The 20,047-nt window shown below is 43.2% G+C and carries 28 protein-coding genes and 3 pseudogenes; 23 read left to right on the top strand and 8 right to left on the bottom strand.

Annotated elements, in window-relative coordinates:
- The first annotated feature begins 65 nt into the window (after positions 1-65).
- The 3 genes from ACOJR9_RS02620 to ACOJR9_RS02610 all read left to right on the top strand — a co-directional run bounded on the left by ACOJR9_RS02620 (position 66) and on the right by ACOJR9_RS02610 (position 1,814).
- Positions 66-440, top strand: a complete 375-nt coding sequence (locus tag ACOJR9_RS02620; RefSeq protein ID WP_420934861.1) for a hypothetical protein — start codon at positions 66-68, stop codon at positions 438-440.
- A 148-nt stretch (positions 441-588) separates the two neighbouring features.
- Positions 589-855 carry a hypothetical protein gene (locus ACOJR9_RS02615; RefSeq protein ID WP_420934860.1) on the top strand — a complete coding sequence of 89 codons (267 nt, stop codon included), beginning with the start codon at positions 589-591 and terminating at the stop codon, positions 853-855.
- Between the two features lie 569 nt (positions 856-1,424).
- Positions 1,425-1,814, top strand: a complete 390-nt coding sequence (locus ACOJR9_RS02610; protein WP_420934859.1) for a GFA family protein — start codon at positions 1,425-1,427, stop codon at positions 1,812-1,814.
- Positions 1,815-1,831: 17 nt separating this feature from the next.
- Here ACOJR9_RS02610 and ACOJR9_RS02605 read toward each other — a convergent pair whose 3' ends face one another.
- On the bottom strand, positions 1,832-1,993 hold the full coding sequence (locus ACOJR9_RS02605) for a hypothetical protein (RefSeq protein WP_420936179.1): 162 nt from the start codon (positions 1,991-1,993) through the stop codon (positions 1,832-1,834).
- A 202-nt stretch (positions 1,994-2,195) separates the two neighbouring features.
- Here ACOJR9_RS02605 and ACOJR9_RS02600 point away from each other — a divergent pair, with 202 nt between their 5' ends.
- The 6 genes and pseudogenes from ACOJR9_RS02600 to ACOJR9_RS02575 all read left to right on the top strand — a co-directional run bounded on the left by ACOJR9_RS02600 (position 2,196) and on the right by ACOJR9_RS02575 (position 7,170).
- Positions 2,196-3,245, top strand: coding sequence for an IS110 family transposase (locus ACOJR9_RS02600; RefSeq protein ID WP_420934858.1), 1,050 nt, complete (start codon positions 2,196-2,198; stop codon positions 3,243-3,245).
- Between the two features lie 258 nt (positions 3,246-3,503).
- A protein-coding gene (locus ACOJR9_RS02595) for an IS3 family transposase (protein WP_420933012.1) occupies positions 3,504-5,035 on the top strand; the annotation gives its coding sequence in 2 pieces (ribosomal slippage) (positions 3,504-3,966 and positions 3,966-5,035; 1,533 coding nt in all).
- Between the two features lie 26 nt (positions 5,036-5,061).
- A pseudogene (locus ACOJR9_RS02590) lies at positions 5,062-5,283 on the top strand (hypothetical protein); the annotation flags it as partial.
- A 128-nt stretch (positions 5,284-5,411) separates the two neighbouring features.
- Positions 5,412-5,822, top strand: coding sequence for a hypothetical protein (locus ACOJR9_RS02585; protein ID WP_420934857.1), 411 nt, complete (start codon positions 5,412-5,414; stop codon positions 5,820-5,822).
- Positions 5,823-5,957: 135 nt separating this feature from the next.
- Complete coding sequence (locus ACOJR9_RS02580) at positions 5,958-6,731, top strand: hypothetical protein (protein ID WP_420934856.1); 774 nt, start codon at positions 5,958-5,960, stop codon at positions 6,729-6,731.
- A gap of 118 nt (positions 6,732-6,849) precedes the next feature.
- A complete protein-coding gene (locus ACOJR9_RS02575) occupies positions 6,850-7,170 on the top strand; it encodes a hypothetical protein (RefSeq protein WP_420934855.1) in 321 nt (106 codons plus the stop codon).
- A 393-nt stretch (positions 7,171-7,563) separates the two neighbouring features.
- Here the strand turns inward: ACOJR9_RS02575 and ACOJR9_RS02570 are convergent, their stop codons facing one another.
- Entirely contained in the window at positions 7,564-8,718 is a 1,155-nt protein-coding gene (locus ACOJR9_RS02570; RefSeq protein ID WP_420934854.1) for an IS110 family transposase, read from the bottom strand.
- Between the two features lie 142 nt (positions 8,719-8,860).
- Between ACOJR9_RS02570 and ACOJR9_RS02565 the strand changes: the two genes are divergently transcribed.
- The 3 genes from ACOJR9_RS02565 to ACOJR9_RS02555 all read left to right on the top strand — a co-directional run bounded on the left by ACOJR9_RS02565 (position 8,861) and on the right by ACOJR9_RS02555 (position 9,791).
- The gene (locus ACOJR9_RS02565; protein WP_420934853.1) at positions 8,861-9,097 is read left to right on the top strand and encodes a DUF2695 domain-containing protein; all 237 of its coding nucleotides are present in this window, start codon (positions 8,861-8,863) and stop codon (positions 9,095-9,097) included.
- A 119-nt stretch (positions 9,098-9,216) separates the two neighbouring features.
- A complete protein-coding gene (locus tag ACOJR9_RS02560; RefSeq protein WP_420934852.1) occupies positions 9,217-9,495 on the top strand; it encodes a type II toxin-antitoxin system RelE/ParE family toxin in 279 nt (92 codons plus the stop codon).
- The gene (locus tag ACOJR9_RS02555) at positions 9,495-9,791 is read left to right on the top strand and encodes a HigA family addiction module antitoxin (RefSeq protein WP_420934851.1); all 297 of its coding nucleotides are present in this window, start codon (positions 9,495-9,497) and stop codon (positions 9,789-9,791) included. Before ACOJR9_RS02560 ends, ACOJR9_RS02555 begins: the two co-directional genes overlap by 1 nt.
- A gap of 91 nt (positions 9,792-9,882) precedes the next feature.
- Here ACOJR9_RS02555 and ACOJR9_RS02550 read toward each other — a convergent pair whose 3' ends face one another.
- On the bottom strand, positions 9,883-10,164 hold the full coding sequence (locus tag ACOJR9_RS02550; protein WP_420934850.1) for a type II toxin-antitoxin system RelE/ParE family toxin: 282 nt from the start codon (positions 10,162-10,164) through the stop codon (positions 9,883-9,885).
- Positions 10,161-10,445: a damage-inducible protein J gene (locus tag ACOJR9_RS02545; RefSeq protein ID WP_420934849.1), complete on the bottom strand. Its 285-nt coding sequence runs from the start codon at positions 10,443-10,445 to the stop codon at positions 10,161-10,163. Before ACOJR9_RS02545 ends, ACOJR9_RS02550 begins: the two co-directional genes overlap by 4 nt.
- Positions 10,446-10,647: 202 nt before the next feature.
- On the opposite strand from ACOJR9_RS02545, the gene ACOJR9_RS02540 reads away from it, so the two are divergent.
- Entirely contained in the window at positions 10,648-10,941 is a 294-nt protein-coding gene (locus ACOJR9_RS02540) for a hypothetical protein (RefSeq protein WP_420934848.1), read from the top strand.
- Positions 10,942-11,212: 271 nt separating this feature from the next.
- On the opposite strand, the gene ACOJR9_RS02535 is transcribed toward ACOJR9_RS02540, so the two are convergent.
- The 3 genes and pseudogenes from ACOJR9_RS02535 to ACOJR9_RS02525 form a co-directional block, all read right to left on the bottom strand.
- Positions 11,213-11,515 (bottom strand): type II toxin-antitoxin system RelE/ParE family toxin, encoded by a 303-nt coding sequence (locus tag ACOJR9_RS02535; protein ID WP_163088624.1) that lies wholly within the window; start codon positions 11,513-11,515, stop codon positions 11,213-11,215.
- Entirely contained in the window at positions 11,512-11,754 is a 243-nt protein-coding gene (locus ACOJR9_RS02530) for a type II toxin-antitoxin system ParD family antitoxin (protein ID WP_349376886.1), read from the bottom strand. Before ACOJR9_RS02530 ends, ACOJR9_RS02535 begins: the two co-directional genes overlap by 4 nt.
- Before the next feature lie 311 nt (positions 11,755-12,065).
- Positions 12,066-12,221 (bottom strand): annotated as a pseudogene (locus tag ACOJR9_RS02525) (IS110 family transposase); the annotation flags it as partial.
- Between the two features lie 344 nt (positions 12,222-12,565).
- Here ACOJR9_RS02525 and ACOJR9_RS02520 point away from each other — a divergent pair.
- The 10 genes and pseudogenes from ACOJR9_RS02520 (at position 12,566) to ACOJR9_RS02475 (ending at position 18,620) form a co-directional block, all read left to right on the top strand.
- Positions 12,566-12,922: a DUF2750 domain-containing protein gene (locus ACOJR9_RS02520; RefSeq protein ID WP_420934847.1), complete on the top strand. Its 357-nt coding sequence runs from the start codon at positions 12,566-12,568 to the stop codon at positions 12,920-12,922.
- Positions 12,922-13,215 carry a hypothetical protein gene (locus ACOJR9_RS02515; protein WP_420934846.1) on the top strand — a complete coding sequence of 98 codons (294 nt, stop codon included), beginning with the start codon at positions 12,922-12,924 and terminating at the stop codon, positions 13,213-13,215. The genes ACOJR9_RS02520 and ACOJR9_RS02515 overlap by 1 nt, the downstream gene beginning before the upstream one ends.
- 166 nt (positions 13,216-13,381) lie before the next feature.
- Positions 13,382-13,849 carry a hypothetical protein gene (locus ACOJR9_RS02510; protein ID WP_420934845.1) on the top strand — a complete coding sequence of 156 codons (468 nt, stop codon included), beginning with the start codon at positions 13,382-13,384 and terminating at the stop codon, positions 13,847-13,849.
- Positions 13,850-14,120: 271 nt separating this feature from the next.
- Positions 14,121-14,450, top strand: coding sequence for a gamma-glutamylcyclotransferase family protein (locus ACOJR9_RS02505; RefSeq protein WP_420934844.1), 330 nt, complete (start codon positions 14,121-14,123; stop codon positions 14,448-14,450).
- Between the two features lie 274 nt (positions 14,451-14,724).
- Positions 14,725-15,021 (top strand): YciI-like protein, encoded by a 297-nt coding sequence (locus ACOJR9_RS02500; RefSeq protein WP_420934843.1) that lies wholly within the window; start codon positions 14,725-14,727, stop codon positions 15,019-15,021.
- Positions 15,022-15,049: 28 nt separating this feature from the next.
- Positions 15,050-15,694, top strand: coding sequence for a DUF4386 family protein (locus tag ACOJR9_RS02495; protein ID WP_420934842.1), 645 nt, complete (start codon positions 15,050-15,052; stop codon positions 15,692-15,694).
- A 100-nt stretch (positions 15,695-15,794) separates the two neighbouring features.
- A complete protein-coding gene (locus ACOJR9_RS02490) occupies positions 15,795-16,364 on the top strand; it encodes a histidine phosphatase family protein (protein WP_420934841.1) in 570 nt (189 codons plus the stop codon).
- A pseudogene (locus tag ACOJR9_RS02485) lies at positions 16,358-16,489 on the top strand (shikimate kinase); the annotation flags it as partial. The gene ACOJR9_RS02490 and the pseudogene ACOJR9_RS02485, both read left to right, overlap by 7 nt.
- Positions 16,490-16,637: 148 nt before the next feature.
- Positions 16,638-16,811, top strand: a complete 174-nt coding sequence (locus ACOJR9_RS02480) for a hypothetical protein (protein ID WP_420934840.1) — start codon at positions 16,638-16,640, stop codon at positions 16,809-16,811.
- Positions 16,812-17,141: 330 nt separating this feature from the next.
- The gene (locus ACOJR9_RS02475; RefSeq protein ID WP_420934839.1) at positions 17,142-18,620 is read left to right on the top strand and encodes a hypothetical protein; all 1,479 of its coding nucleotides are present in this window, start codon (positions 17,142-17,144) and stop codon (positions 18,618-18,620) included.
- An 18-nt stretch (positions 18,621-18,638) separates the two neighbouring features.
- On the opposite strand, the gene ACOJR9_RS02470 is transcribed toward ACOJR9_RS02475, so the two are convergent.
- Positions 18,639-19,913 carry an NRAMP family divalent metal transporter gene (locus tag ACOJR9_RS02470; RefSeq protein ID WP_420934838.1) on the bottom strand — a complete coding sequence of 425 codons (1,275 nt, stop codon included), beginning with the start codon at positions 19,911-19,913 and terminating at the stop codon, positions 18,639-18,641.
- Positions 19,914-20,047 lie beyond the last annotated feature (134 nt).

Raw genomic sequence — 20,047 nt, 5'->3', positions numbered from 1 at the left:
GCTTCGCCATTATGCCCCACGTGCCTGCGCCCGTTATTGGAAAGTTATATTTTTCAAGGAAGACCATGAGATCATTGCTTTTACTAGTAATCGTTATTTCTTTTCAAACTCATGCAACAAGAGTTATTGAAGCTACGGCACTCACTTCCGACTTAGCTAATAAATTAGGTTTCGAGGTCATCAAAACTAGGGACAAGTCAGGTTTAACTATCGAACTTAAAGGCCCAAGCAAGCTCCTTAATTCATGCAAGCCCCTTGCTACTGGTCATTTTATCATCGTCAATAATAACGAAATAGCAGCCTTTATTAGCAGTGCTAACCCTAGCGAACCCAAATCCACTAGCTTTATCGCAAGCATAAGTAATCACGAGTTAGTTACTTTTATTGACTACCAGTGTGAAAACACAGCCAAAAGGTATACAGTTTCTAGCAATGATTAAGCACAAATATAACAACTCAATAAACTCGCTCACTACGTTCGCTGGGACGCATACACGCAGGGCGGCTTCGCCATTATGCCCTACGTGCCTGCGCCCGTTATTGAAAAGTTATGTGCTAATCATTTCAGGAAATTCTTAAAGGGCTTATATGGATTTTTTATTCGTAGTAGTTGTGTTGTTCGCTGGGTTTATTTTCAATGTGCTGCCTTGGCTCTTGGCTTTACTGTCTAGAAAAGCCATAGGTTCGCAAAAGCTTATTTGGTTTTTGATGTCCTTCTTTATTTCTTGGCTGGGCTACTTTGTGTACTACTTTTTTGTTATCAAACCCGAGTGGGAAAAAAGTAACGATAAGCTAAGAATCCCAAGAACCGATACCGGCATTCCAATTAAGAACTTTGGGCGGAAATTTAAATGACAGCTAAATATATCACTTATAAGCACGCACATAACAAACAAATCAAGTTCGCCCGCTACGCGGGCTGGGACGCAAACATGTGGGCGGCTTCGCCATTTTCGCCCACATGTCCGCGCCCCTTATTTGGGCGTTAGGCGTCATTTACTTACAGCACTAAAAAGTGGGTTCAACCGTGACATTCCAGCATCAAGGTTGTTTCGCTAGGTTGTCTTTACGGCTTACTTTTTCGGTAGTTTAAACGGCTTTAGCAACGGGCTTTTCATCAGCTCAGCAACGCCACCACTCTGCATCTCCAGTTGTTTAAACTCGCTCTTTTTTCCAGCATTACCGTTAACATCTGGCTTTTCGTACAGGGTTGTTTTATCTTAAATTCAATTATTTAAACACGCGGGCTTTTTGGCTAGTGGTGGCAGCAAAGCTGCGTACTTTCAGTTGTATGCCTAACAAAACGCTGTTGGCACTCCCTTCGGTCGCTGGGACGCTAACACGGGGCCGCTTCGCGATTATAGCCCCATGTTAGCGCCCCAAAGCTTAGTGTTATACCGCTTGTTCATCTTAAAGGATATTTCATGGAAGGAAGTTGTAACTGTCAGAGTGTTCAATTTAGCTCATCGGATGAAATTAGAGCTATTGTTAATTGTCACTGTAATCTTTGCCGCAAAATGAATGGAAGTGCATTTTCAACATATGCAGTTGTTCCGAGTGAAAATTTTATTTTAAAAAGTGGCTCATTGAAAACTGTGCAAGTGTCAGAAAACGCTTCTAAAAGTTTCTGTGAGCATTGCGGTACGCCGATTTACAATCAAAATCCTAAACTTGCTGGCCTAAAGATTTTATACCTGGGCTCAATAGACAAGGCTCCGGATATTAAACCAGCAATCAATATTTATTGTGAGTCTCAACTTCAATGGGTTAATCAGTTGGATGCATTACCCAATTTTGAGCAAGGTGTGGTGTAGGCGGTATAACAAACGCATTAACACTCGCTGCGCTCGCTAGGGACAAAAATACGTAGGCTCCCTGCGCTTCGCTTGGTATTGTAGCCTACGTATTTTTGCCCGTTATGCGGGCCGTTAGGTGCTTCTGGGAAATCAATGGCTAAATCAGAAATAAGACGATTCTTAAAAGAAATCCGCACTAAATTTCCTGACGTTGTTCCTCTTATGGAAAAACATGAGGGTTGGGCACTCACATTTCTAATGGAAGAGTTCGCAAATTTGACAACTATTTTGTTTAACCAAGGCGATTTCCCCCTGTGTCAGGATAGATAATTGGACTCCCCTTTTATGAAGCTGTGAGTTATTTTACTCACGTCTAAGGTACTTATTTGGAGTCAAATTGTGAAAAATGCAATCGTAGGTGTAGATTTAGCTAAAAATGTGATTCAGGTTTGTGTTTATTCAAACCAAAAAGTGCGCTCTAACAAAGAGATGACAACGAACGAATTTACAGAATGGCTCGCCAATTCAACGCCTGTCGTAATTGTATTCGAAGCATGTGGTACATCAAATTACTGGAAACAAAAAGCAGGTTCACTAGGGCATGACGCTCGCCTTATATCACCTACTTTAGTTAAATCGGTTCGGCAGAATCAAAAAACAGACAAAAATGATGCGTTAGCGATCGTACAAGCATCCTTGTTACCTGATGTCACTTTTATCGCTGGTAAGTCTATTGAACAGCAACAATTGCAATCAATGATGCGTCTTCGAGAGTTATGTGTAAAACAAAAAACAGCCTCATACAATCAACTAATCGCTCTTTTGTCAGAATTTAATATTAAAGTCTCAAATAGAAATGGGGGCTTAAAAGGAACAATTGAAACTGTATTAGAAGATGCCGAGAATGGCTTTTCAGCTGAATTTAGGCAAGCCTTACATATGGCTTGGGAGCAATACTCGTCAATCGTTCAATCTATTGGTGTATATGATTCCTGTCTTGAAAATGCGCTTGAAAGTCACAGTGATTGTAAAAAACTACTACAGCTAGAGGGTGTTGGTCCTCTTAATGCCATCAATTTGTACATCGCATTAGGTTGTGCAGAACTAGGTGTATTTAAGAAAGGAAAAGATGCTGCTGCATGTATTGGTTTAACACCGATACAGCATTCATCTGGAGGCAAAGCTAAATTTGGCACTATAGGTAAGTATGTCAAAAATGGCTTGCTCAGGAGCCAACTTATTACTGGCGCTCTATCTGCTGTTAGTATTGCTATGAAGAAAGAGCCAAGAACAAAAAAAGACCTTTGGATAAGGGCGTTAGTCGAACGCAGAGGGAAAAAATGTGCATCAGTAGCATTGGCCAATAAAACAGTTAGAACTGCGTATGCTATGTTAACTAAAGGTACGGAATACGAAGCAGAGTTATTGCCGGATCCAGCAAGAGTTTAAGCAATAAAATGCAAAAATATTGATTTAAAATCAGCTAACTAATGCAGTGTGACAATGAGAGTTTTAGACTCGCAGGATAGGTTTGTAAGTTAGCCCGCGTAAATATCATAGAGTCGAGTTAGCTACTCAATATGAGCTCGTACATAAGTGCGCATTTAATTCTTTAGATTTGTTTTTATTGTTGACATCGGGGAGTCCACATAAGTTGTCGCCTCAGTAATTATAATAATAGAACAGGGAGCGGTAAGTTAGTTATGAGTGAAGCATTATCCAGAAGACCATAAGAAAGCCGTCATTAGAAAGCTTGTTGAAAGTGGCTTATCATTACGCCAATTCGCAAAGCTAGAAAGTATCAACTTATCTACTTTGTATTCATGGCGAGATAAGTATTTAAAAGCAGGTTCTAGTTTGGCAGATAGCAATAGTTCAGATGGTTGGTCACCAGAGCAAAAGTTCTCAATTGTTTTAGAAACGGCTTCATTAAGCGAAATAGAGTTAAGTGAGTATTGCCGTGAAAAAGGGCTTTACCCTGAGCAAGTTAAAGAATGGAAGCAAAGCTGCATTGCAGGCAATCAAACTAAAGCCCTGCAACGCAAGCAATTAACCCAAGAGCGAAAGGAAGATCGTAAGCGAATTAAAGAGTTAGAAAGGGAGCTAAAGCGCAAAGATGCGGCGCTTGCTGAAACAGCAGCCTTATTGGTGCTGAGAAAAAAGTTAAATGCCTACTGGGGGGAAGACGAGGACAATTAACCTCACTCGCAGATAGGCAGTATTACGCATCTCTGATTGATGAAGCAGTCTCCTCCGGTGCAAGAAAAGAGAAAGCCTGTGAAGAAGTTGGTATGTCTGTACGCACATTACAACGCTGGCAGGAAAGTGGTGAAATCAGCGGTGATAAAAGGCCAGTAGCTGTTAGGCCAGCGCCGAGCAATAAGCTCACAGAGGAAGAGCAGCAAGCGATATTAGCGACCTGTAACCAAGACGAATACGCTAATTTAGGGCCAAGCCAGATAGTGCCAATGCTGGCAGATAACGGGCAATACCTAGCGTCTGAATCGAGCTTTTATCGTGTGTTGAAAGCCAATGACCAGCTAACCCATCGAGGAAAAGCAAAACCCAAAGGTAGCCGAGCTAAACCTAAGGGGTACACAGCAACAGCGCCAAACCAAGTGTGGACTTGGGATATCAGTTACTGTCCGTCAACGGTCATTGGTCGGTTCTTTTATCTCTACATGATAATCGACATCTTCAGCCGTAAGATTGTTGGTTGGGAAGTTCATGAAAGCGAGTCTGGTGAACATGCAGCTGAATTGCTTGAGCGTACTCTCTGGGCTGAAAAATGTGTAAAACAAAACGTGGTATTGCACTCAGATAACGGCAGCCCGATGAAGTGCCTGACGATGCAGGCCAAAATGATTGATATGGGCGTAATAGGCTCTCGTAGCCGCCCCGGTGTAAGTAATGACAACCCGTACTCAGAATCATTATTCCGCACGGTCAAATACAGTCACCGCTGGCCAAGCGAAGGTTTTGAAAGCCTTGAAGATGCAAGAGCTTGGGTGAAAGGCTTCGCGCAATGGTACAACAACGAGCACAGGCATAGTCGCATCAAGTTCGTGACACCAGCGCAACGCCATAATGGTGAAGATAAAGGAATATTGGCAAAGCGCCATGAGCTATATAGTAAAGCGAAAGAGCAGAACCCCAACCGTTGGTCAAAGGGTATCAGAAACTGGGATGAAATCGGTGATGTGGGGTTAAACCCAGAGAACAAAAAAGAAGCAGCTTAACAGCTTAGGCGACAACTACCTTGAAAAACGCCGATTTAGAAGAAGCACTAGAACAATTGCAGTACATGAGCGAGAAACTAGATACTGCAACCAAGGCGGAATTCGAGTACATAGATGTATATTATACAGAGCACTTATTCTGCAAAGGTACCAAAGAAGGTATTGAACGTGGCTGGCCTCTCGTACCAGATAATCTCAAAAAATTGTACTTGGACTTTCATGGTAAACCACCTAGGGTAGTGGTTTAAAAATGCACGCACCTAACAAAAAAATCAAGTTCGCCCGCTACGCGGGCTGGGACGCAAACATGTGGGCTGCTCACTTCGTTCGGATTTTAGCCCACATGTCTGCGCCCCTTATTTAAAGGTTAGATGACATGAAATTTGTACTGTGCGTTATCTCGATAATATTTTCGCTAAGCGCTTGTAATTCAAGTGTTAATCATTATTCACAACGTGGCGGCGGGTATTTAGGGAAGGAATTATGTAATCCTACTGGTGGGCAATGTCATCTAGTAGGTTCCGGTGCCGGTTGGTTATTATCGATATTCGAAACTTCGATCAAAGCATGTAAAAAAAGTGGGTTCACATCGCCTGTGGTTAACCATTGGTTTGAAGATAACACTTGGTTGGTTCAACAGGTGAAAGATTTTACTGATGAATATTCTTATCTATTACAACTTCAGGATAAATACTGGGCAGTCCCGGAACCTTATTTAACACAGCAGTGTCGGGAAATTACAGAACTAGTAAGTGAACAGCACCCATTGAATAAGACAATGCGGTAAATGTCATCTAACAAACAAATTATGGCACTCGCTGTCGCTCGCTGGGACGCAAACACGCAGGCGGCTTCGCCATTATCGCCTGCATGCTTGCGCCCCATATTTGGAAGTTAGAATACCGCTGACATAGGATGTTGTATGAACAATGAAAGTTTAAGTATTTTTCTTCGATTGGTTCACGAAAGACATGACCAATTGAAAAACGAAGTTACAAATCTTAGTAAAATTTTTCTGGAAGGTAATAAAGAACAAAAACAAGCTCAGGCAGAGAAATGTAAAAATTCAGCTGATGATCTAGCAAGAGCCCTGGCAGCTAAAGACCAACCAACATGGCTAAAAGAGATCATACGCTGGACTAATTGGTACATTTCTAATTATAAAACTAGTGAGGCAGCGTTTACCGCGTTTCAAAAAATCATGCCTTATATTTCTTTACTGAACAGTCACCAATGGGCATTTTCAGAAAGTTCCGGAGATGAAGACTTTGATTTTGACCAATTATACGAAAGGCATAAAAAAGACAGCAAGTTAGACGAACTATTCGACTCACTGATAAATATAATTGCACAAATGATTTCAACTGGTGAAATCGATAGCATTCGGACCAAATCGAGTCTAGAAAGGCTATTAATGTTATTACAACAGAATAAAGACGGCTCGTATTTTTCTGTCATGGCTAGTTGGGAGTTTCTGCGAGGCTTCTTAAAAAACACTACTTGGGCTGCAATTGACTCCGTACCTGTATTAAAGCAACTCAAAAAAGGGTTTGAAGATACAGTAGATGAAATGGACATCGAACTTGAAAAGGTTCACGAATCAATCAAAGAAGAAATGCGCAATAAATATGATACAGCTGTTCAGTCTCTTACTTATAAAAGCAAAACAACGATTGAAGATAAGTTAAGACGCTGAGTATTCTAACAAACCAAGTAAGCGGGACAATAACACGTGGGCTCCCGTCACTCCGTTCCGTATTATAGCCCACGTGTCATTGCCCCTTCTTGGGGTGTTATGGTTCAAGGAGTATGAAGTGAAAGAAGTGTTCCCAATAATGTTCGGAGTTTTATTCTGCTCGGTATTTATCTGGTTTTTCCTTTGCTACCGACTATTCAAAATATTGGAAATTAGGCATCCCGAAAAATATGAATCTATGGGTAAACCAAGCCTCATCATGAACAATTCACTTTCTAGTAATATTACGTTCATGAAGTTTCTCTTTAAAAGAGAGTGGCGAGAGCTAAATGATTCAGGGCTGGCAACGTTGGGCAAGTCTATGTTGGTTTTCTTTGCCATCTACATGGTTGGTTTTCTAGCATTATTCTTTTCGGTGCCACTAGGCTATGCACCATAACAAGCAAAGGCAGCATCGCCCTGCGGGCTGGACGCGCTAACGCGCGCCGCTGCTTTGGGCGTTGGTATGATTCCCTTTGTCAACCCTGAACGAGTGCTTCCCTGACATTCTTTCAGTCCATAATTAGCTTTATTTTTCGCTCATAATAAATGAACTAACGCACCGGATGAGGCAGTAATGTCTTCGTTAGTATGCTGGTATTCGTAGGTTACTCATTCGTTGAATGAGCAGAGCTGACCTTACATGTTCCGCCGTAGCCCGGTGACCGCTCAGCCTTTCTCATCAGTCTATGCTCGTGGGTCAATCACGGTTAAGTGATTGCCATCATAACTTTTTCGTAGGTTGTGCCACATTCCGCGGCCTGATCCGAATGCGTTAGCTCAAACTCGTTTATCATGCGGGTACTCGACTTAACCGTAATTTTGGATTAACTGGCGTGAGTACCACTTCCTTTGCAATAGCCCAGATGTATGCCGCCATTTCTCTGGCTATCGCGGTAATGATTAAATTGTAGTGCTTACCTTTTTTACTCATGCGCTGATAGCGTTTGCACAAGCGAAGCTGCGCTTTCCAGGCAATATCGACAATGTCTTTGGGTAAGCCTTCTTGCCTTAACTGCAATTCTGTAGAGACATTGGCCGGATACCGATAGCTGTGCGCACCTTCAATCAGCAAACGTCTGGCTCTACCATTACCTGCTTTAGTGATAGCGCCTAAGTGCCGCTTTCCACCGGAGGATTGTTCACTGGGCACTAAACCTAAATACGCCATGAGTTTTCTGGGATGGTCGAAGCGATGTAAATCACCGAGTTCAGCTACCACACCAACGGCTACTAACAATCGAACACCGCGCATCGCCTGAATGGCTTTCACTACTGGATAGTAGCGCCACTGGTGAACGTGGTGGGTTAATTCATTATCTAGCCTTTCCAGTCGCCGGATACGTTCCTCAATGGTTTGCAGTTGCTCCTGCAAAACTATTTGCTGCGCCGGATGCGGCAATATCAATTCTGTAAGCCAGCGAAGATGCTTCTTCGACCAGTTGGCAGTGCCTTCATAACGAATGTTGTTGCGCAGCAGTAACGCTTTAAGCTGGTACTTCGCTTCTTTTAAATCTTTCATTGCCGCCTCACGGGCTCGGGATAAATCCCGTACCGCTTCATCTTCCGGCTCAGGCACATAGATGGGCGTAAGGTCTTCAGACTTTAGTGACCTAACGAGTTTAAGCGCATCTCGGCGGTCAGTCTTAATTCGTTCTCCAGGCTTTTTGGGAATAAGAGACGGAGCCACGACATAGCAACAATGCCCTAAACTTGTTATCAGCCGATAAATCCAGTAGCCACAAGGCCCAGCTTCGTAAACAACGTGAAGTGTTGCACCAGGATATTTAGATTCAAACTGCCGGAGCAGCTTTTTGACACTGACTTTGGACGAGGGAATACGCCCATAATGAACCGGCGTCGCTCCACGCTGCTCTTCACAATAAGCAACCTCATGAAACTCTTCATGCGTATCCAATCCGATAAAAATCATGCTATGTTTGTTCATGCTAGCCTTCAAATTGATTTAGTATTGAACAAACTAATTATGGCACTGGTCGGCACCCGATGGCTTTTTGAGCTAACCCACGAAAATGCGGAGGCTAGCATTTCTCAGGGAGTCATTGTGTCTATGCTCCTATGAAGGCTTTATGTACATTTTAGGAAGTGATAAAGAGATTATCGATCCTGAACTAGGGATGCTTCAGGAAGCTTTAGAACTGTTAGATTCAAAACTAGTTAGCGTTGAATCCGAGATAGAGGCGTCCAATGATCCCGATTCAGATGGAATTTTGCCCTGGCTTTCGGAGCAAGGCGGCTCCTGTGATTGCGAAATACTCGCAAATGTTGAAGAGGGCTGGGAAAGTGAAATCGCCAAAAACACATAACAAGGCCATGAAGGTTGTTCCGGGCCTTCGGCCCTCCACCGGACGGCCCTGTCGGGCTGGCGTTATACGCGCTGAAAATTCCACTAGCAACTCGTAACCCATGAGGTTACAATGGCTGAATGATTAAGAGTTTTATACATAAAGGCCTTCAGAAGTTTTACGCTAAAGGAACCACATCAGGAATTCAGAAGAAGCATGAAAATAAACTTCGTCTGATTCTGTCTAATCTCGATCAAGCAGAAACGCCTGATGACATGGATTTACCCGGCCTTTATATGCATAAACTCAAAGGTAACAGAAATGATATTTGGTCTGTCCGAGTAAGTGGTAACTGGAGAGTTACATACCGCTTTGTTGGACGAGATGTTGAAATCGTTAACTACAAGGATTATCACTAATGAATATGCATAACCCAGCACATCCTGGTGAGATACTCAAAGATCTTGTTATTGATGCTCTAGAACTCACTATCACTGATGTAGCTCAGCATTTAGACGTTAGTCGAAAAACATTGTCAAAAGTTCTAAATGGTAAAGGAGCCATCACGCCAGAGATGGCACTTCGTCTAGAGCTGGCATTTGGTAAGCCTTCAGCTGCTCATTGGCTACGTTTGCAGAATGCTTTTGATTTATGTCAAACGCGGCAACATCAAAGTTCTTTACATGTCTCACCTTATAATCTGGCTGCGATATAAAGGCGCGTATAACAATCAAATGTTGGGGACACAAACACGCAGGCTCTGCTTCGCAGTATAGCCCACGCGTTTGTGCCGCCAAATTAGAGCGTTAGTTGCCTACAGGAAATTTTTGCTTTTGGTGTAAAACTCTAAGAATGTGAATAATGTCGTCTTTTATGAAATATGAAACAATCATTGAAACCTCTGGAATTATTAACAATCTTCCCGGTATACCCTCTCTCCCTACTCCTATAAGAGGTTGCTGGTTCAAGTTTTCAACTTTCTTCTCTATTATTGCATCAGTTTTTTCTGCTGCTAATGGGTTAAATTCGTATAAAAATTCGAAAATAGCCTCACAATCGTCCAACGAACTTTTTTCCCATAAGATCATTTTTTGGCTTTATTCCTAATTTTCATTTTTCGAGCTTCCATTTCCAAGTTCGCTTCTTCATGACTGATGAACTTGCTTTGCCCACTCTCTAATTTACTGAACGCGGCATTAATCTCTTCAGTAAGCCACTGATCATGATTAATTATTTTTCGTTGCTGTTCAGCAAGTTCTTCCGTAAGCTCTCTGCAAGCGTCACTTAAAGTGCGTCCCTGGCTTTCGGCCATTGTCTGAGCTAGCCGTTTAGTTTCTTCATCTACTCTAAACTGAATACGGGTATCCATGGTAAACTCCTTATGAAATGTACACACATATGTTAGCACACCTATTTAATTTACGGCAACTATCAAACCCATTAACTCAGTCGCTGGCGCTCCTTGGGACAAAAACACGTAGGCTCCCAGCGCTTCGTTCGGTATGGTAGCCTACGTGTTATTGCCCGTTATGCGGGTGTCTATACATTTCGTTAAAATGGAGAAAAATTAAATGGAAGATTACTTTTTAGGATGGGGAACATTAGTTCTTATAAATACAGCACTTGCTAATATCGATGGCCGTAGTCCACTTGCATACTTTGTCGGCTCTTTATTCTTTGGGCCAATTCTCACACTAGCGCTTGGCGTAACAAAGTACGACCCTGAAAAAGGTACTTCTTTCGTCGATTTAAATTTAGGTCGTAGTGGCGTTCTAGCGCCTTCTACTCGCCTACCAAATTGGCTAGTTGTAATCATTCTCGTAGGCTTCGGTGTTTTATTTTGGGCTATGTTCACAGGAAAATGAGCAGAATATGTATAACAAGTTACTACAGCCAGACACCGCAACGCCAACACTTTGCATTATCGTTAACATCTGGCTTTTCGCACTGGGTTGTTTTATCTTAAATTGAATAATTTAAACACGCGGTCTAATTGGCTAGTGGTGGCAGCAAAGCTGCGTACGTTTCGTTGTGCGCCTAACAAAACGCTGTTGGCACTTCCTCCGGTCGCTGGGGCACTAACACGGGGCGGCTTCGCCATTATGCCCCACATGTCTGCGCCCGTTATTGAAAAGTCTATGCGCCAAAGCGTAAAGGATTTACATCCATACTTTTATGAAGGATTCTTATGATCAGAATTTCCTGACTACCTGTTTGTTTATAGAAAATAACGTGGCTACCTTGCGGAAATTTTCTGTATCCGTCTCTTATTTCGTCGCAGCTTTTACCAATATCGGGATTTTCAGACAACATCCAAAATGAATCGTCGAACTGCTTAAGATATACATTACGCTGCTCTCGGCCCCATTTCCGTTGCGTAAATAACGCGATATCTTTTAAATCGGATTTTGCGAGTACAGTTAACTTAAATGGTTTCACTCTTTTAATTCACCATCAAGTTCTGATATCAAGTGCTCAAGTTCGTATTCAGCTTCACCGCTTTCTTCGCCAGCTACTAGTAATTGACGCAAAGTGTTTAATTTAGTTTCCTGTGTTTCTAGCAGGCGCAGAGCTGAACGAATCACTTCGCTCGCTGAACCATATCGACCCGTTTGAATTTGGCTAACAATAAAGCCATCAAAGTGGTCCCCAAGAGTAATGCTGGTATTTTTAGCCATTCGCTTTCTCCAAGTACCAATATATACCTAATTATGGTATTTTTGCGTTGTAAGTCAATAGCGCATCAAACGCATAAACACTCGCTTCGCTTATGTGGACTCCCCCTTTGTCAACAACATTATTAGCCAATTAAAGAATAAATGCGTGCTTATGTACGAGCTCTAATAGGGAAGCTATCCTAGGTTTTATGATATTTACGCGAACTTGTTGTCAAATCTCGATAACGAGCTCGAAGCTCTGAGCGAAGCACTGACTAAACAAGCTGATTTTCATCTTTTTTGAGCATTTTTGTTGTTGGTCAAAACCTCGATTAAGCAGCCAGTAGTTCTGCTTTGTATTCTGTGCCATTTGCAAGCATCGCGAATGCCGTTCTTACTGTTTTATTTGCTAACGCGACGGCTGTGCAGCGCTTACCCCTGCGTTCAACCATCTGCTGGATCCACATCTCTTTTTTGGTTTTTGCTTCCAGTAGTTTGATGTACTACATGCTTCTAAAACAATTGTCATTGGTTTTGACGACGCTAGCCAAGAACCAAATTCTATCGGTGTCATCGCCTGATTAGACTGCACCTTGTTGCGTTTACAAACGCAAACCTGAATTTCTTCTTTCGCTAAATCAACACCTGTGATTATATTGCGCATGTTGGACTCCATCATATTTTTTGTGTGAGAACTAAAATATTAACCCAGCTCACTGAGTTGGGGGAGTCCAATTATCTCGCTGGGACGCTAACACATGGGCTGCGTCACTTCGTTCCTAATTTTAGCCCATGTGTTATCGCCCCTTAGTGGGAAGTTAGGAGACAAGCGATGTCAGCAGGAGTCGCTCAAGCGAACAGGTTTTATGAAGAAGTCGCAGAGACTAAAGTTGTTTGGTACGGAGCTTTTCCAAATGAGGTGCTCTTGGAGTTTGACGCGAGCGACGATAAGGTGTCTTTGCCTGTATGGTCTTCCAAGTCGAGAATCGAAAGACTTAAAAAACTAAATCCAGATCTACTCGGTAATGTGGAAGCAAGAAGTATTTGTTGGGAGCAGTTTAAAGAGCACTTTTTACCTATCTTGCCAGATGACAAAAAAGTAGTGGGAGTAAATCTTTCAGGGAAAAATCTCACAGGCATCGACATTCCCGCATCACTTTTAGTTAAGCAGGTTGAGGCATTCTGGTAATGTCTCCTAACAAAAAAATTATGTCGCCCGCAGGCGGGCTGGGACACAAAGCAGATGAAGAATACTTGTACTTACACATCTCATCCGCCTCACGTGTAATAAAAGAAGAAATTCGTTTTAACACAGAGGAAATAAAGCTACTATTTTTACTCGAAAGTGCTGATATATCGTTAGTTGTTGCAGATAATTTTGGAAAACATCAACTAACGACAAGAGAACAACGCGGTTCAATTGCTTATTGCTATGGGTTAAACGGGCGTAGAACGACATTTGGAAAAACAGAAAGAAAGTAGTTTGCATAACTAGTCTCTTCATTCATCGAAAAACCTAAATATCAAGATAGTTCGATTCAGGTATAGAAAAACTAGCACACCTCGTTTTTGGTGCTGGGCTCGCAAGGACCTGTTAGCCCGTGTGATAAGCGTTATTTAGTAAAATTTAACTACAGTAAGGAAACAGATGAAGATCATTAAGCCAATAGCATGTTTGCTTTTCCCCCTAGCCTTTTCTGCAAACTCTTCAGCAGAAAATTTTTCTTTTGGCGTAGGTGTTGGAAGCTTATACAGCGGATTAGGAGTGAATGTTGCAACCCGTTCAGACACCGATTTAAAGTATCTTTCTGCTGGTTGTGTAAGCTATTCAGACAGAGATGGAGCGACGTGCGGAGTAGGAGCTGGTTGGATTAAAACAGACTTATTTAATTCTCAAAGTACTAAACATGGCTTGGGAGCATATTTAGGTGTGGTTGGGAGAGAACGGGTAGCGTTCAATAAAGATGAAGCTCTTTATGGTGCAGGACTTGGTTATCACTATTTCTTTAACGGCATCGCAAAATCTGGGACAAACCTTGGTGTTACATTTGTTGCAGGAGATGCTGAGTCAGGCTTCGATAGCTCTTTAATGGTTCAGCTCGGTTATCAGTTTTGATTTAATTTGTAGAAACTAATCAACATCGTTCACGCTGTTCGCTAGGACAGTTACTCATCGGCGCCTTTGCAATTATCGCCGATGAGTAAAACTCAAAGTAGTAAAGCCCAATTGCTACAGTGGCTAACATTGTAGATAGCGAGGGTAACCACATTCAAATATATGAATTTACAAGTAAACCGAAGTCATAGACTCTCTAACGAGCTCTGTTATAGTGACTTTGTGATTCAAGTAGCGTATTTATCAAAAATGACATGTTGCGGAGTTAGTAGTGAGAAGTGACCGATTATTTGTGTATGGAACCTTGGGCCTCGGTAGACCTAATGAACACATTCTGAGTAACATTGGTGGAACTTGGGATACAGGAAGCGTAAAAGGCATGCTCAAAAATGAAGGCTGGGGCGCCGAAATGGGGTTTCCTGGATTAACGTTGGATGAATCCGGTGAAGAGGTTAAAGGCTTTGTGTTTACCTCTGCAAACCTAGCCCAACACTGGGCTAGTCTTGACGAATTTGAAGGCGATGCATACCTTCGGGTTATCTCAAAAGTCACTCTAGAAGATGGCCGTACTGTAGAGGCACACCTATACACTTTGCGTTAGGCTTCAAGTGGAGAGCGTATATTGATGAGCTTCACTTTATGTATGGTCATTTAGCTATCGTGATAAAAGCAGCTTTCTATGGCTGCTTATCAAACTGTTTAGTAATAGTGATTATGTGATCGCCTACTTCAATTATAGTAGTTGCCATAAACGAGCCAGTTCACTTCTATCTAAATTTTCATTACATTATAAAAGATAAAAATGTGGTTCTTAAAATACTGTTATGATTTAGTTTTGTAGCGAACGTTAACGTTTATTCCATAGAGAAAATAGTATGTTTTTCTTACTTACCTATAACGTGATCCCCAACTATTTAGAAGCAAGGCAGCAGTATCGACAACAGCACATTCAATTGGCTAACCAGGCGGCCCAACGGGGTGAGCTCTGTTTAGGCGGTGCATTATCTGACCCGGCAGACTCGGCGGTGTTGCTCTTTAAAGGCGATAGCGAAGAAGTGGCAAAGCAGTTTGCAAAAAACGACCCCTACGTGGTTAATGGCCTAGTAACGAACTGGACAGTAAGGCAATGGGACATAGTGCTTGGCGCTGGTGTTGACCCCATTGGTGTGTAGCGATGTTTAACCCTTGGGAATATACAGCTTGAGCAACTTACAAAAAACAGGCGGCGTGGCTGCATTAATTGAAGCCATTATTTATGTTTCGGCGTTTGTGTTCTTTGGTGCGTTTTGGAGCTCACCCGGTGGCGCCGATGCAGCGCAACAATTTGCCTTTCTCGCCGAGAACAAAACAGTGCTATCCATCGTTCACTTCGTTATGTATGTCCTTTTTGGCATTGTATTAGCGGTATTAGTACTGGCACTTCACGAGCGTTTAAAAAAAGAGGCTCCAACACTATCTTCACTCGCCGCTGTTTTTGGTGTGGTTTGGGTAGGCTTGGTGATAGCCAGCGGTATGATAGCGAATATTGGCTTAGCCGCAGCCATAGACCTTGCTACCACAGAGCCACAACAAGCAATGATAATGTGGCGCACTGTTTACACCGTAGTGGAAGGAATGGGCGGCGGAAACGAAGTGGTAGGTGGATTATGGGTTTTACTGATAAGCATTGCGGCGTTACAAAGCCAAACCCTGCCAAAAGCGTTTAACATTGTTGGATTATTTGTTGGATCTGTTGGAGTACTCACTGTGTACCCCGCCGACGTATTGACCGAAATCTTTGGCGTAAGTCAGATAGTATGGTTTACTTGGCTGGGCGTAACCTTGTTGAAAAACAGCGAAATTTAACAGTTGCACGTGACATAGGGTTGCTTTTTAGTCAACGTCTACCCTAGTTGGTCGTGATAACGCATAGTAATATGAACACACGGAAGTGAAGCTAAGTAATATGCAAATAGTGCTAGTACGACACGGAAAACCAGAAAAATCCGAAAATGCTCGCTTGGGCAGCGCGGGCTTCGCAAACTGGGTAAGAAATTACAATCACTCGATGGTTGCTAATACGAGTCGCCCAAACATGGTATTTACTGACAGCTTTGATGATTACTACGTGGTGTCTAGCGATTTACCTCGTGCTGTTCATAGCTGTGAAATAGCACTCAATAAATCACCTGATCTCACATCGGCGTTATATCGGGAGATGGATATTCCGCGCTTCAAATTACCTTTTACCCTAAACGCGTGGACCTGGGTTTATGTAAACCGAGCTTTATGGACGGTAGGAAAAACCGGCCCGTTTGAATCTTATCGACAAGCAAAAATACGCGCTAAAACTGCAGCACAAGAATTAATCACCATTGCGCAAAAAGAAGGTAAGGTTATTGTATTTGCTCACGGTTATTTAAACTTACATATGAGAAAACACTTTCGCAATTACGGCTTAAAGCAAACTTGCAAATCAAGCCAGTATTGGGGAATCACCGCCTTTGAAAGCGAGTCACGGGAAACGCCATGTTAACTAACACTCTGATTTTTGGAAACTCTGCGTCTGGAAAATCAACCCTCGCCAAAGGGCTTGCAAATACATACAGTGTCGCCCATTTAGACTTAGACACCATAGCGTGGCAACCGCAATCGCCACCAGCTTAAACACGAGTTCGTGTATGTGCTCAAATAAACGCCCACATATGCTTTCACAAAAGCTCTGAAACATACGCTTACGTTGTTTTTGCTAATGGCTTTACTCAATGCACTATAATTACAATTCGGCATACCAACTTGGAGTATTCTGATGTCCCCATTTATTCGTATTACCATTGCGGTCTTGTTTTTGTTTGCTGCATTATTTTCGTACAGTATAGGCTTTGAAACTGGTCTGTTTGCTCTTGTCGTGCTTGGTTTTATCTTTGAGGCAGGATTTTGGTTTGGCCTTTTTCCAATAAAAAGAAGAAAGCAAAAATTTTAGTGTTCACTCTGTGGTCACCGGTCTGCTCGCCAGCTGGATCAACAGCTTGGGCACTAGTTTGATCGTAGGCTTAGTCAGAGATTTTATCTCGAGTTCAATACCAGTTTATTTTGCAGGTTGGCTCACAGCTGTTTGAAGAGTTAGCTGTTCGAGGTTTTAGCTGCTTGAGGTCTTAGCTGCTTGAGCCTTTAGCTGTTGAAAATGTAACCAGTCTATTTTACATTAACCGCTCTTAAATAAAGTAAACAGACTCAAATTCTACTGCGCTGCTGTCATTGTGCTGAAGTTATTGAAATAGAGTACTCTCTTACCTTTCACGGACGTAACTCAATGGCCAAAATTTTTACCATCGGCGACAGCATTTCCCAAGGCTTTATGTCAGGAAGTGCCGCTAACACGCGACTTAGCTACAGCACTCTGCTTGCCGACGCCCTTGGCGAGCCCAACCACCGCTATCTTCGCTGGGATGAGCGCTATAAAACAAAAATCGATTTAGAACGCATTTTTAGGGCACTGGAAAGAAAGTTCGGCGCTAACATTCGCGGCCTTGAATGGCTGAATGCATTTTCAGTGATCAATAGCGTGCTCGATCAAGCCGAAGACTTTTATGAGCGTGGTGGCGGCATGCCGGGTAAACCCGTGGGTAGCGATTTCGACTCGCTAGGTTTTCATAATGTGGCCGTAGAAGGGATGGATGTGGGCGATGCCTATATGGTCACTCCCCGCTCATGCCTAGATGTCATAGCAAACAGCACCGCAACCGGCGATGGCTATCTACAGGCCGTGAGCACACCCTTTTCGAGAAATGCTTATCGCGTACTTAATCCATTGGGTGATGAAGGGCTAGAACAGTTCGGTAACTATACCGCTGTTGACTGGCTTACGCGCTGCGCGAGTGAAGAGGGCGTTGAAAACCTTTGTTTGTGGCTTGGCGCGAATAACGCGCTAGGCACAGTGTTAAGCCTCAATATCGCCCAAACACCAAACGATCCCGAGCGGGTGCTGCAGGCATCGCGCAAAGAGCGTAGCCGATGGAATTTATGGCACCCCAACGACTTTCACGCCGAATACGACATGCTGTTAAATAAGGTGGTTGACGCCATGGCAGACAATAAGGAAAGTGACTGGAAAGTTTTTGTAGGCACGGTTCCTTTGGTCACTATTGCCCCTATTGCCAAAGGGATGGGCGAAAAACGGGTAATAACCGACCCTTCCCGACCTGGCAAAAAAGCCCTTTATTATGAGTTTTATTCTTACTTCCCGCTGTCGGAATCGGCTGCAAAAGGATGTGGTAAATACCTTCCGTTTAGAGATGCGGTATTCATCGATAAAACGATCGTTGAGTTTAATCGCAGTATTAAAGCGTTGGTGGCCGCTAAAAATGACGCTTTAGGCAGCGAACGCTTTCATATTGTTGATATTGGTAATGACTTAACTGAAATGGCGTGGAAGCGCAATTTTGGTGAGCCAACCTACCCTCTGCCTGAAGCTTTACAGTTTGTTTATCCTCCCATCGACACCAAGTACTACGATACATCGACCGAGGGCGACATTTTATCTGGCGGTATTTTTAGCCTTGACGGGGTGCACCCTACAGCGATAGGACAAGGCATCATTGCCGACGCGTTTCTTAAAGAAATACAAAACGCCCGCACAGAGCAAACCGTTAAACCGCTTGATTGGCCAGCAATTATTGCAAGCGACTCATTACGACAAAAACCCATTACCTTAATGAGCGAATTATATGAGCACGATAAGCTGGTGAAATTTATTTGTTCCGTGGGCGACATTATCCGTCTTCGAGACTAGTGCTTGCCGTAGCTCGCATTATGCCAGCCATTTCCACCATACAAAGACCAACAAAAATCCGAATAAATAAATAAGCCCTAAATAGCTTATCGCCGTAACCCATTTGCTTGGCGCGGCGTCTTCATGCAGCTGACTACGGGCCACTAATCTATGGTTAAGCCACGCAAAAACCGGGGTTGTCACAAAAGCGAGGGTCATCGCAAACCCCAGCATGGCTAACAATGCTGATTTAAAAAATAGCACGATAGCAAAACTTATCGCTGCCATGACAAGCAGCACTATTGTAACCAGAGCGTTCTGAAGGCCTTTTTCACTATTTTCTGCTTCGCCCGCTTTTTTCGGTAAAAGCAGCGAAATACCTTCTGCGACCACTCGCGCATAACCATCGTAAACGGTCAGCGCCGAGCCGAAAATACACAGAAAGGCCACCAGCGCTATAAGCCCATGGGCCCATTCACCAATGGTGGCTGAATACATACTAATTAACTGATGAGAAAACCCTATTCCACTGGTTGCTAGAGGTGTTCCACTTGAATAGAGTATCAATGCACCTAGCCCTAAAAACAGCATGGCAAGCAACACCGTTACGCCGTAGCCAAGGTTGAAATCGAACAGCGCGCTTTTAGGCGTAACCGCTTTGTCTTTACACTGGCGCTTTAGCCACAGCGATGTAATTGACGATATTTCAATAGGCGCAGGCATCCAGCCCATGGTAACAACTAAAAATCCGAGGGTTGCTAACGTCCATGGAGAAGGAGGCGTCTCTTTGGGCGCAACCGGGGCGTACCCCACTAGGGCAACAACAAACACCACAATAGTAGCTACCACCAAGACGCCCATTATGCCCTTAGCAATATTGTCTAAGCCTTCAAAATGCCCGGCTAACAAAATGACTAAAATAAGGCCCAATACCAAGGATGAGGAGAGTGTGATCGCGATATCGAAAGGCACAAAGTACGAGAGTAAACTGGCGGCGAACAGTAAAAGTGCGGCTGCATTGACCACAGAAGCGAGCATATTTAAGCACAGCGCCGAACCTAGATAGCGCTTACCCATACTAAGATACCCCTGCTGCAGGGTGTTCTGAGTACTTATGGTGTAGCTAACCCCGGCCCTAAAAAAAGGGTACTTCAGTATGTTAACCACAAGAATGAGTATGGCCAGCTGCCAGCCAAACTTAGCCCCTGCCTGCGTTGATGCTACAAGGTGGCTTCCTCCCACGGCCGCGGTAGCCATGAGCACCCCCGGCCCGAGTAGCGATAAGAATGCCCGAAAACGGGAAATTAGCGACATAGACAGCTAATAACTCTCTTAACTATTTTAATATGGTAAGCCAAGATAACAGGTTAATTAAAAAGGGAAAAGGAGAAGGTAGAGCACGAATAGAAAAGATAAAAACCAATTAACAAGCGCATTGACAACTCATA

Origin of the sequence: Alteromonas ulvae, from assembly GCF_048987005.1 — a bacterium.
Taxonomy (GTDB): Bacteria; Pseudomonadota; Gammaproteobacteria; order Enterobacterales; family Alteromonadaceae; genus Alteromonas.
The sequence above is the reverse complement of the archived record's forward strand: the minus strand, read 5'-3'. Positions and strand labels throughout refer to the sequence as shown.

Coding starts and splice junctions, on each gene's coding strand:
- ACOJR9_RS02620 (WP_420934861.1), top strand. CDS start 66: ATGAGATCATTGCTTTTACTAGTAATCGTTATTTCTTTTCAAACTCAT.
- ACOJR9_RS02615 (WP_420934860.1), top strand. CDS start 589: ATGGATTTTTTATTCGTAGTAGTTGTGTTGTTCGCTGGGTTTATTTTC.
- ACOJR9_RS02610 (WP_420934859.1), top strand. CDS start 1,425: ATGGAAGGAAGTTGTAACTGTCAGAGTGTTCAATTTAGCTCATCGGAT.
- ACOJR9_RS02585 (WP_420934857.1), top strand. CDS start 5,412: ATGAAATTTGTACTGTGCGTTATCTCGATAATATTTTCGCTAAGCGCT.
- ACOJR9_RS02580 (WP_420934856.1), top strand. CDS start 5,958: ATGAACAATGAAAGTTTAAGTATTTTTCTTCGATTGGTTCACGAAAGA.
- ACOJR9_RS02570 (WP_420934854.1), bottom strand. CDS start 8,718: ATGAACAAACATAGCATGATTTTTATCGGATTGGATACGCATGAAGAG.
- ACOJR9_RS02565 (WP_420934853.1), top strand. CDS start 8,861: ATGTACATTTTAGGAAGTGATAAAGAGATTATCGATCCTGAACTAGGG.
- ACOJR9_RS02560 (WP_420934852.1), top strand. CDS start 9,217: ATGATTAAGAGTTTTATACATAAAGGCCTTCAGAAGTTTTACGCTAAA.
- ACOJR9_RS02555 (WP_420934851.1), top strand. CDS start 9,495: ATGAATATGCATAACCCAGCACATCCTGGTGAGATACTCAAAGATCTT.
- ACOJR9_RS02550 (WP_420934850.1), bottom strand. CDS start 10,164: ATGATCTTATGGGAAAAAAGTTCGTTGGACGATTGTGAGGCTATTTTC.
- ACOJR9_RS02545 (WP_420934849.1), bottom strand. CDS start 10,445: ATGGATACCCGTATTCAGTTTAGAGTAGATGAAGAAACTAAACGGCTA.
- ACOJR9_RS02540 (WP_420934848.1), top strand. CDS start 10,648: ATGGAAGATTACTTTTTAGGATGGGGAACATTAGTTCTTATAAATACA.
- ACOJR9_RS02530 (WP_349376886.1), bottom strand. CDS start 11,754: ATGGCTAAAAATACCAGCATTACTCTTGGGGACCACTTTGATGGCTTT.
- ACOJR9_RS02520 (WP_420934847.1), top strand. CDS start 12,566: ATGTCAGCAGGAGTCGCTCAAGCGAACAGGTTTTATGAAGAAGTCGCA.
- ACOJR9_RS02515 (WP_420934846.1), top strand. CDS start 12,922: ATGTCTCCTAACAAAAAAATTATGTCGCCCGCAGGCGGGCTGGGACAC.
- ACOJR9_RS02510 (WP_420934845.1), top strand. CDS start 13,382: ATGAAGATCATTAAGCCAATAGCATGTTTGCTTTTCCCCCTAGCCTTT.
- ACOJR9_RS02500 (WP_420934843.1), top strand. CDS start 14,725: ATGTTTTTCTTACTTACCTATAACGTGATCCCCAACTATTTAGAAGCA.
- ACOJR9_RS02490 (WP_420934841.1), top strand. CDS start 15,795: ATGCAAATAGTGCTAGTACGACACGGAAAACCAGAAAAATCCGAAAAT.
- ACOJR9_RS02480 (WP_420934840.1), top strand. CDS start 16,638: ATGTCCCCATTTATTCGTATTACCATTGCGGTCTTGTTTTTGTTTGCT.
- ACOJR9_RS02475 (WP_420934839.1), top strand. CDS start 17,142: ATGGCCAAAATTTTTACCATCGGCGACAGCATTTCCCAAGGCTTTATG.
- ACOJR9_RS02470 (WP_420934838.1), bottom strand. CDS start 19,913: ATGTCGCTAATTTCCCGTTTTCGGGCATTCTTATCGCTACTCGGGCCG.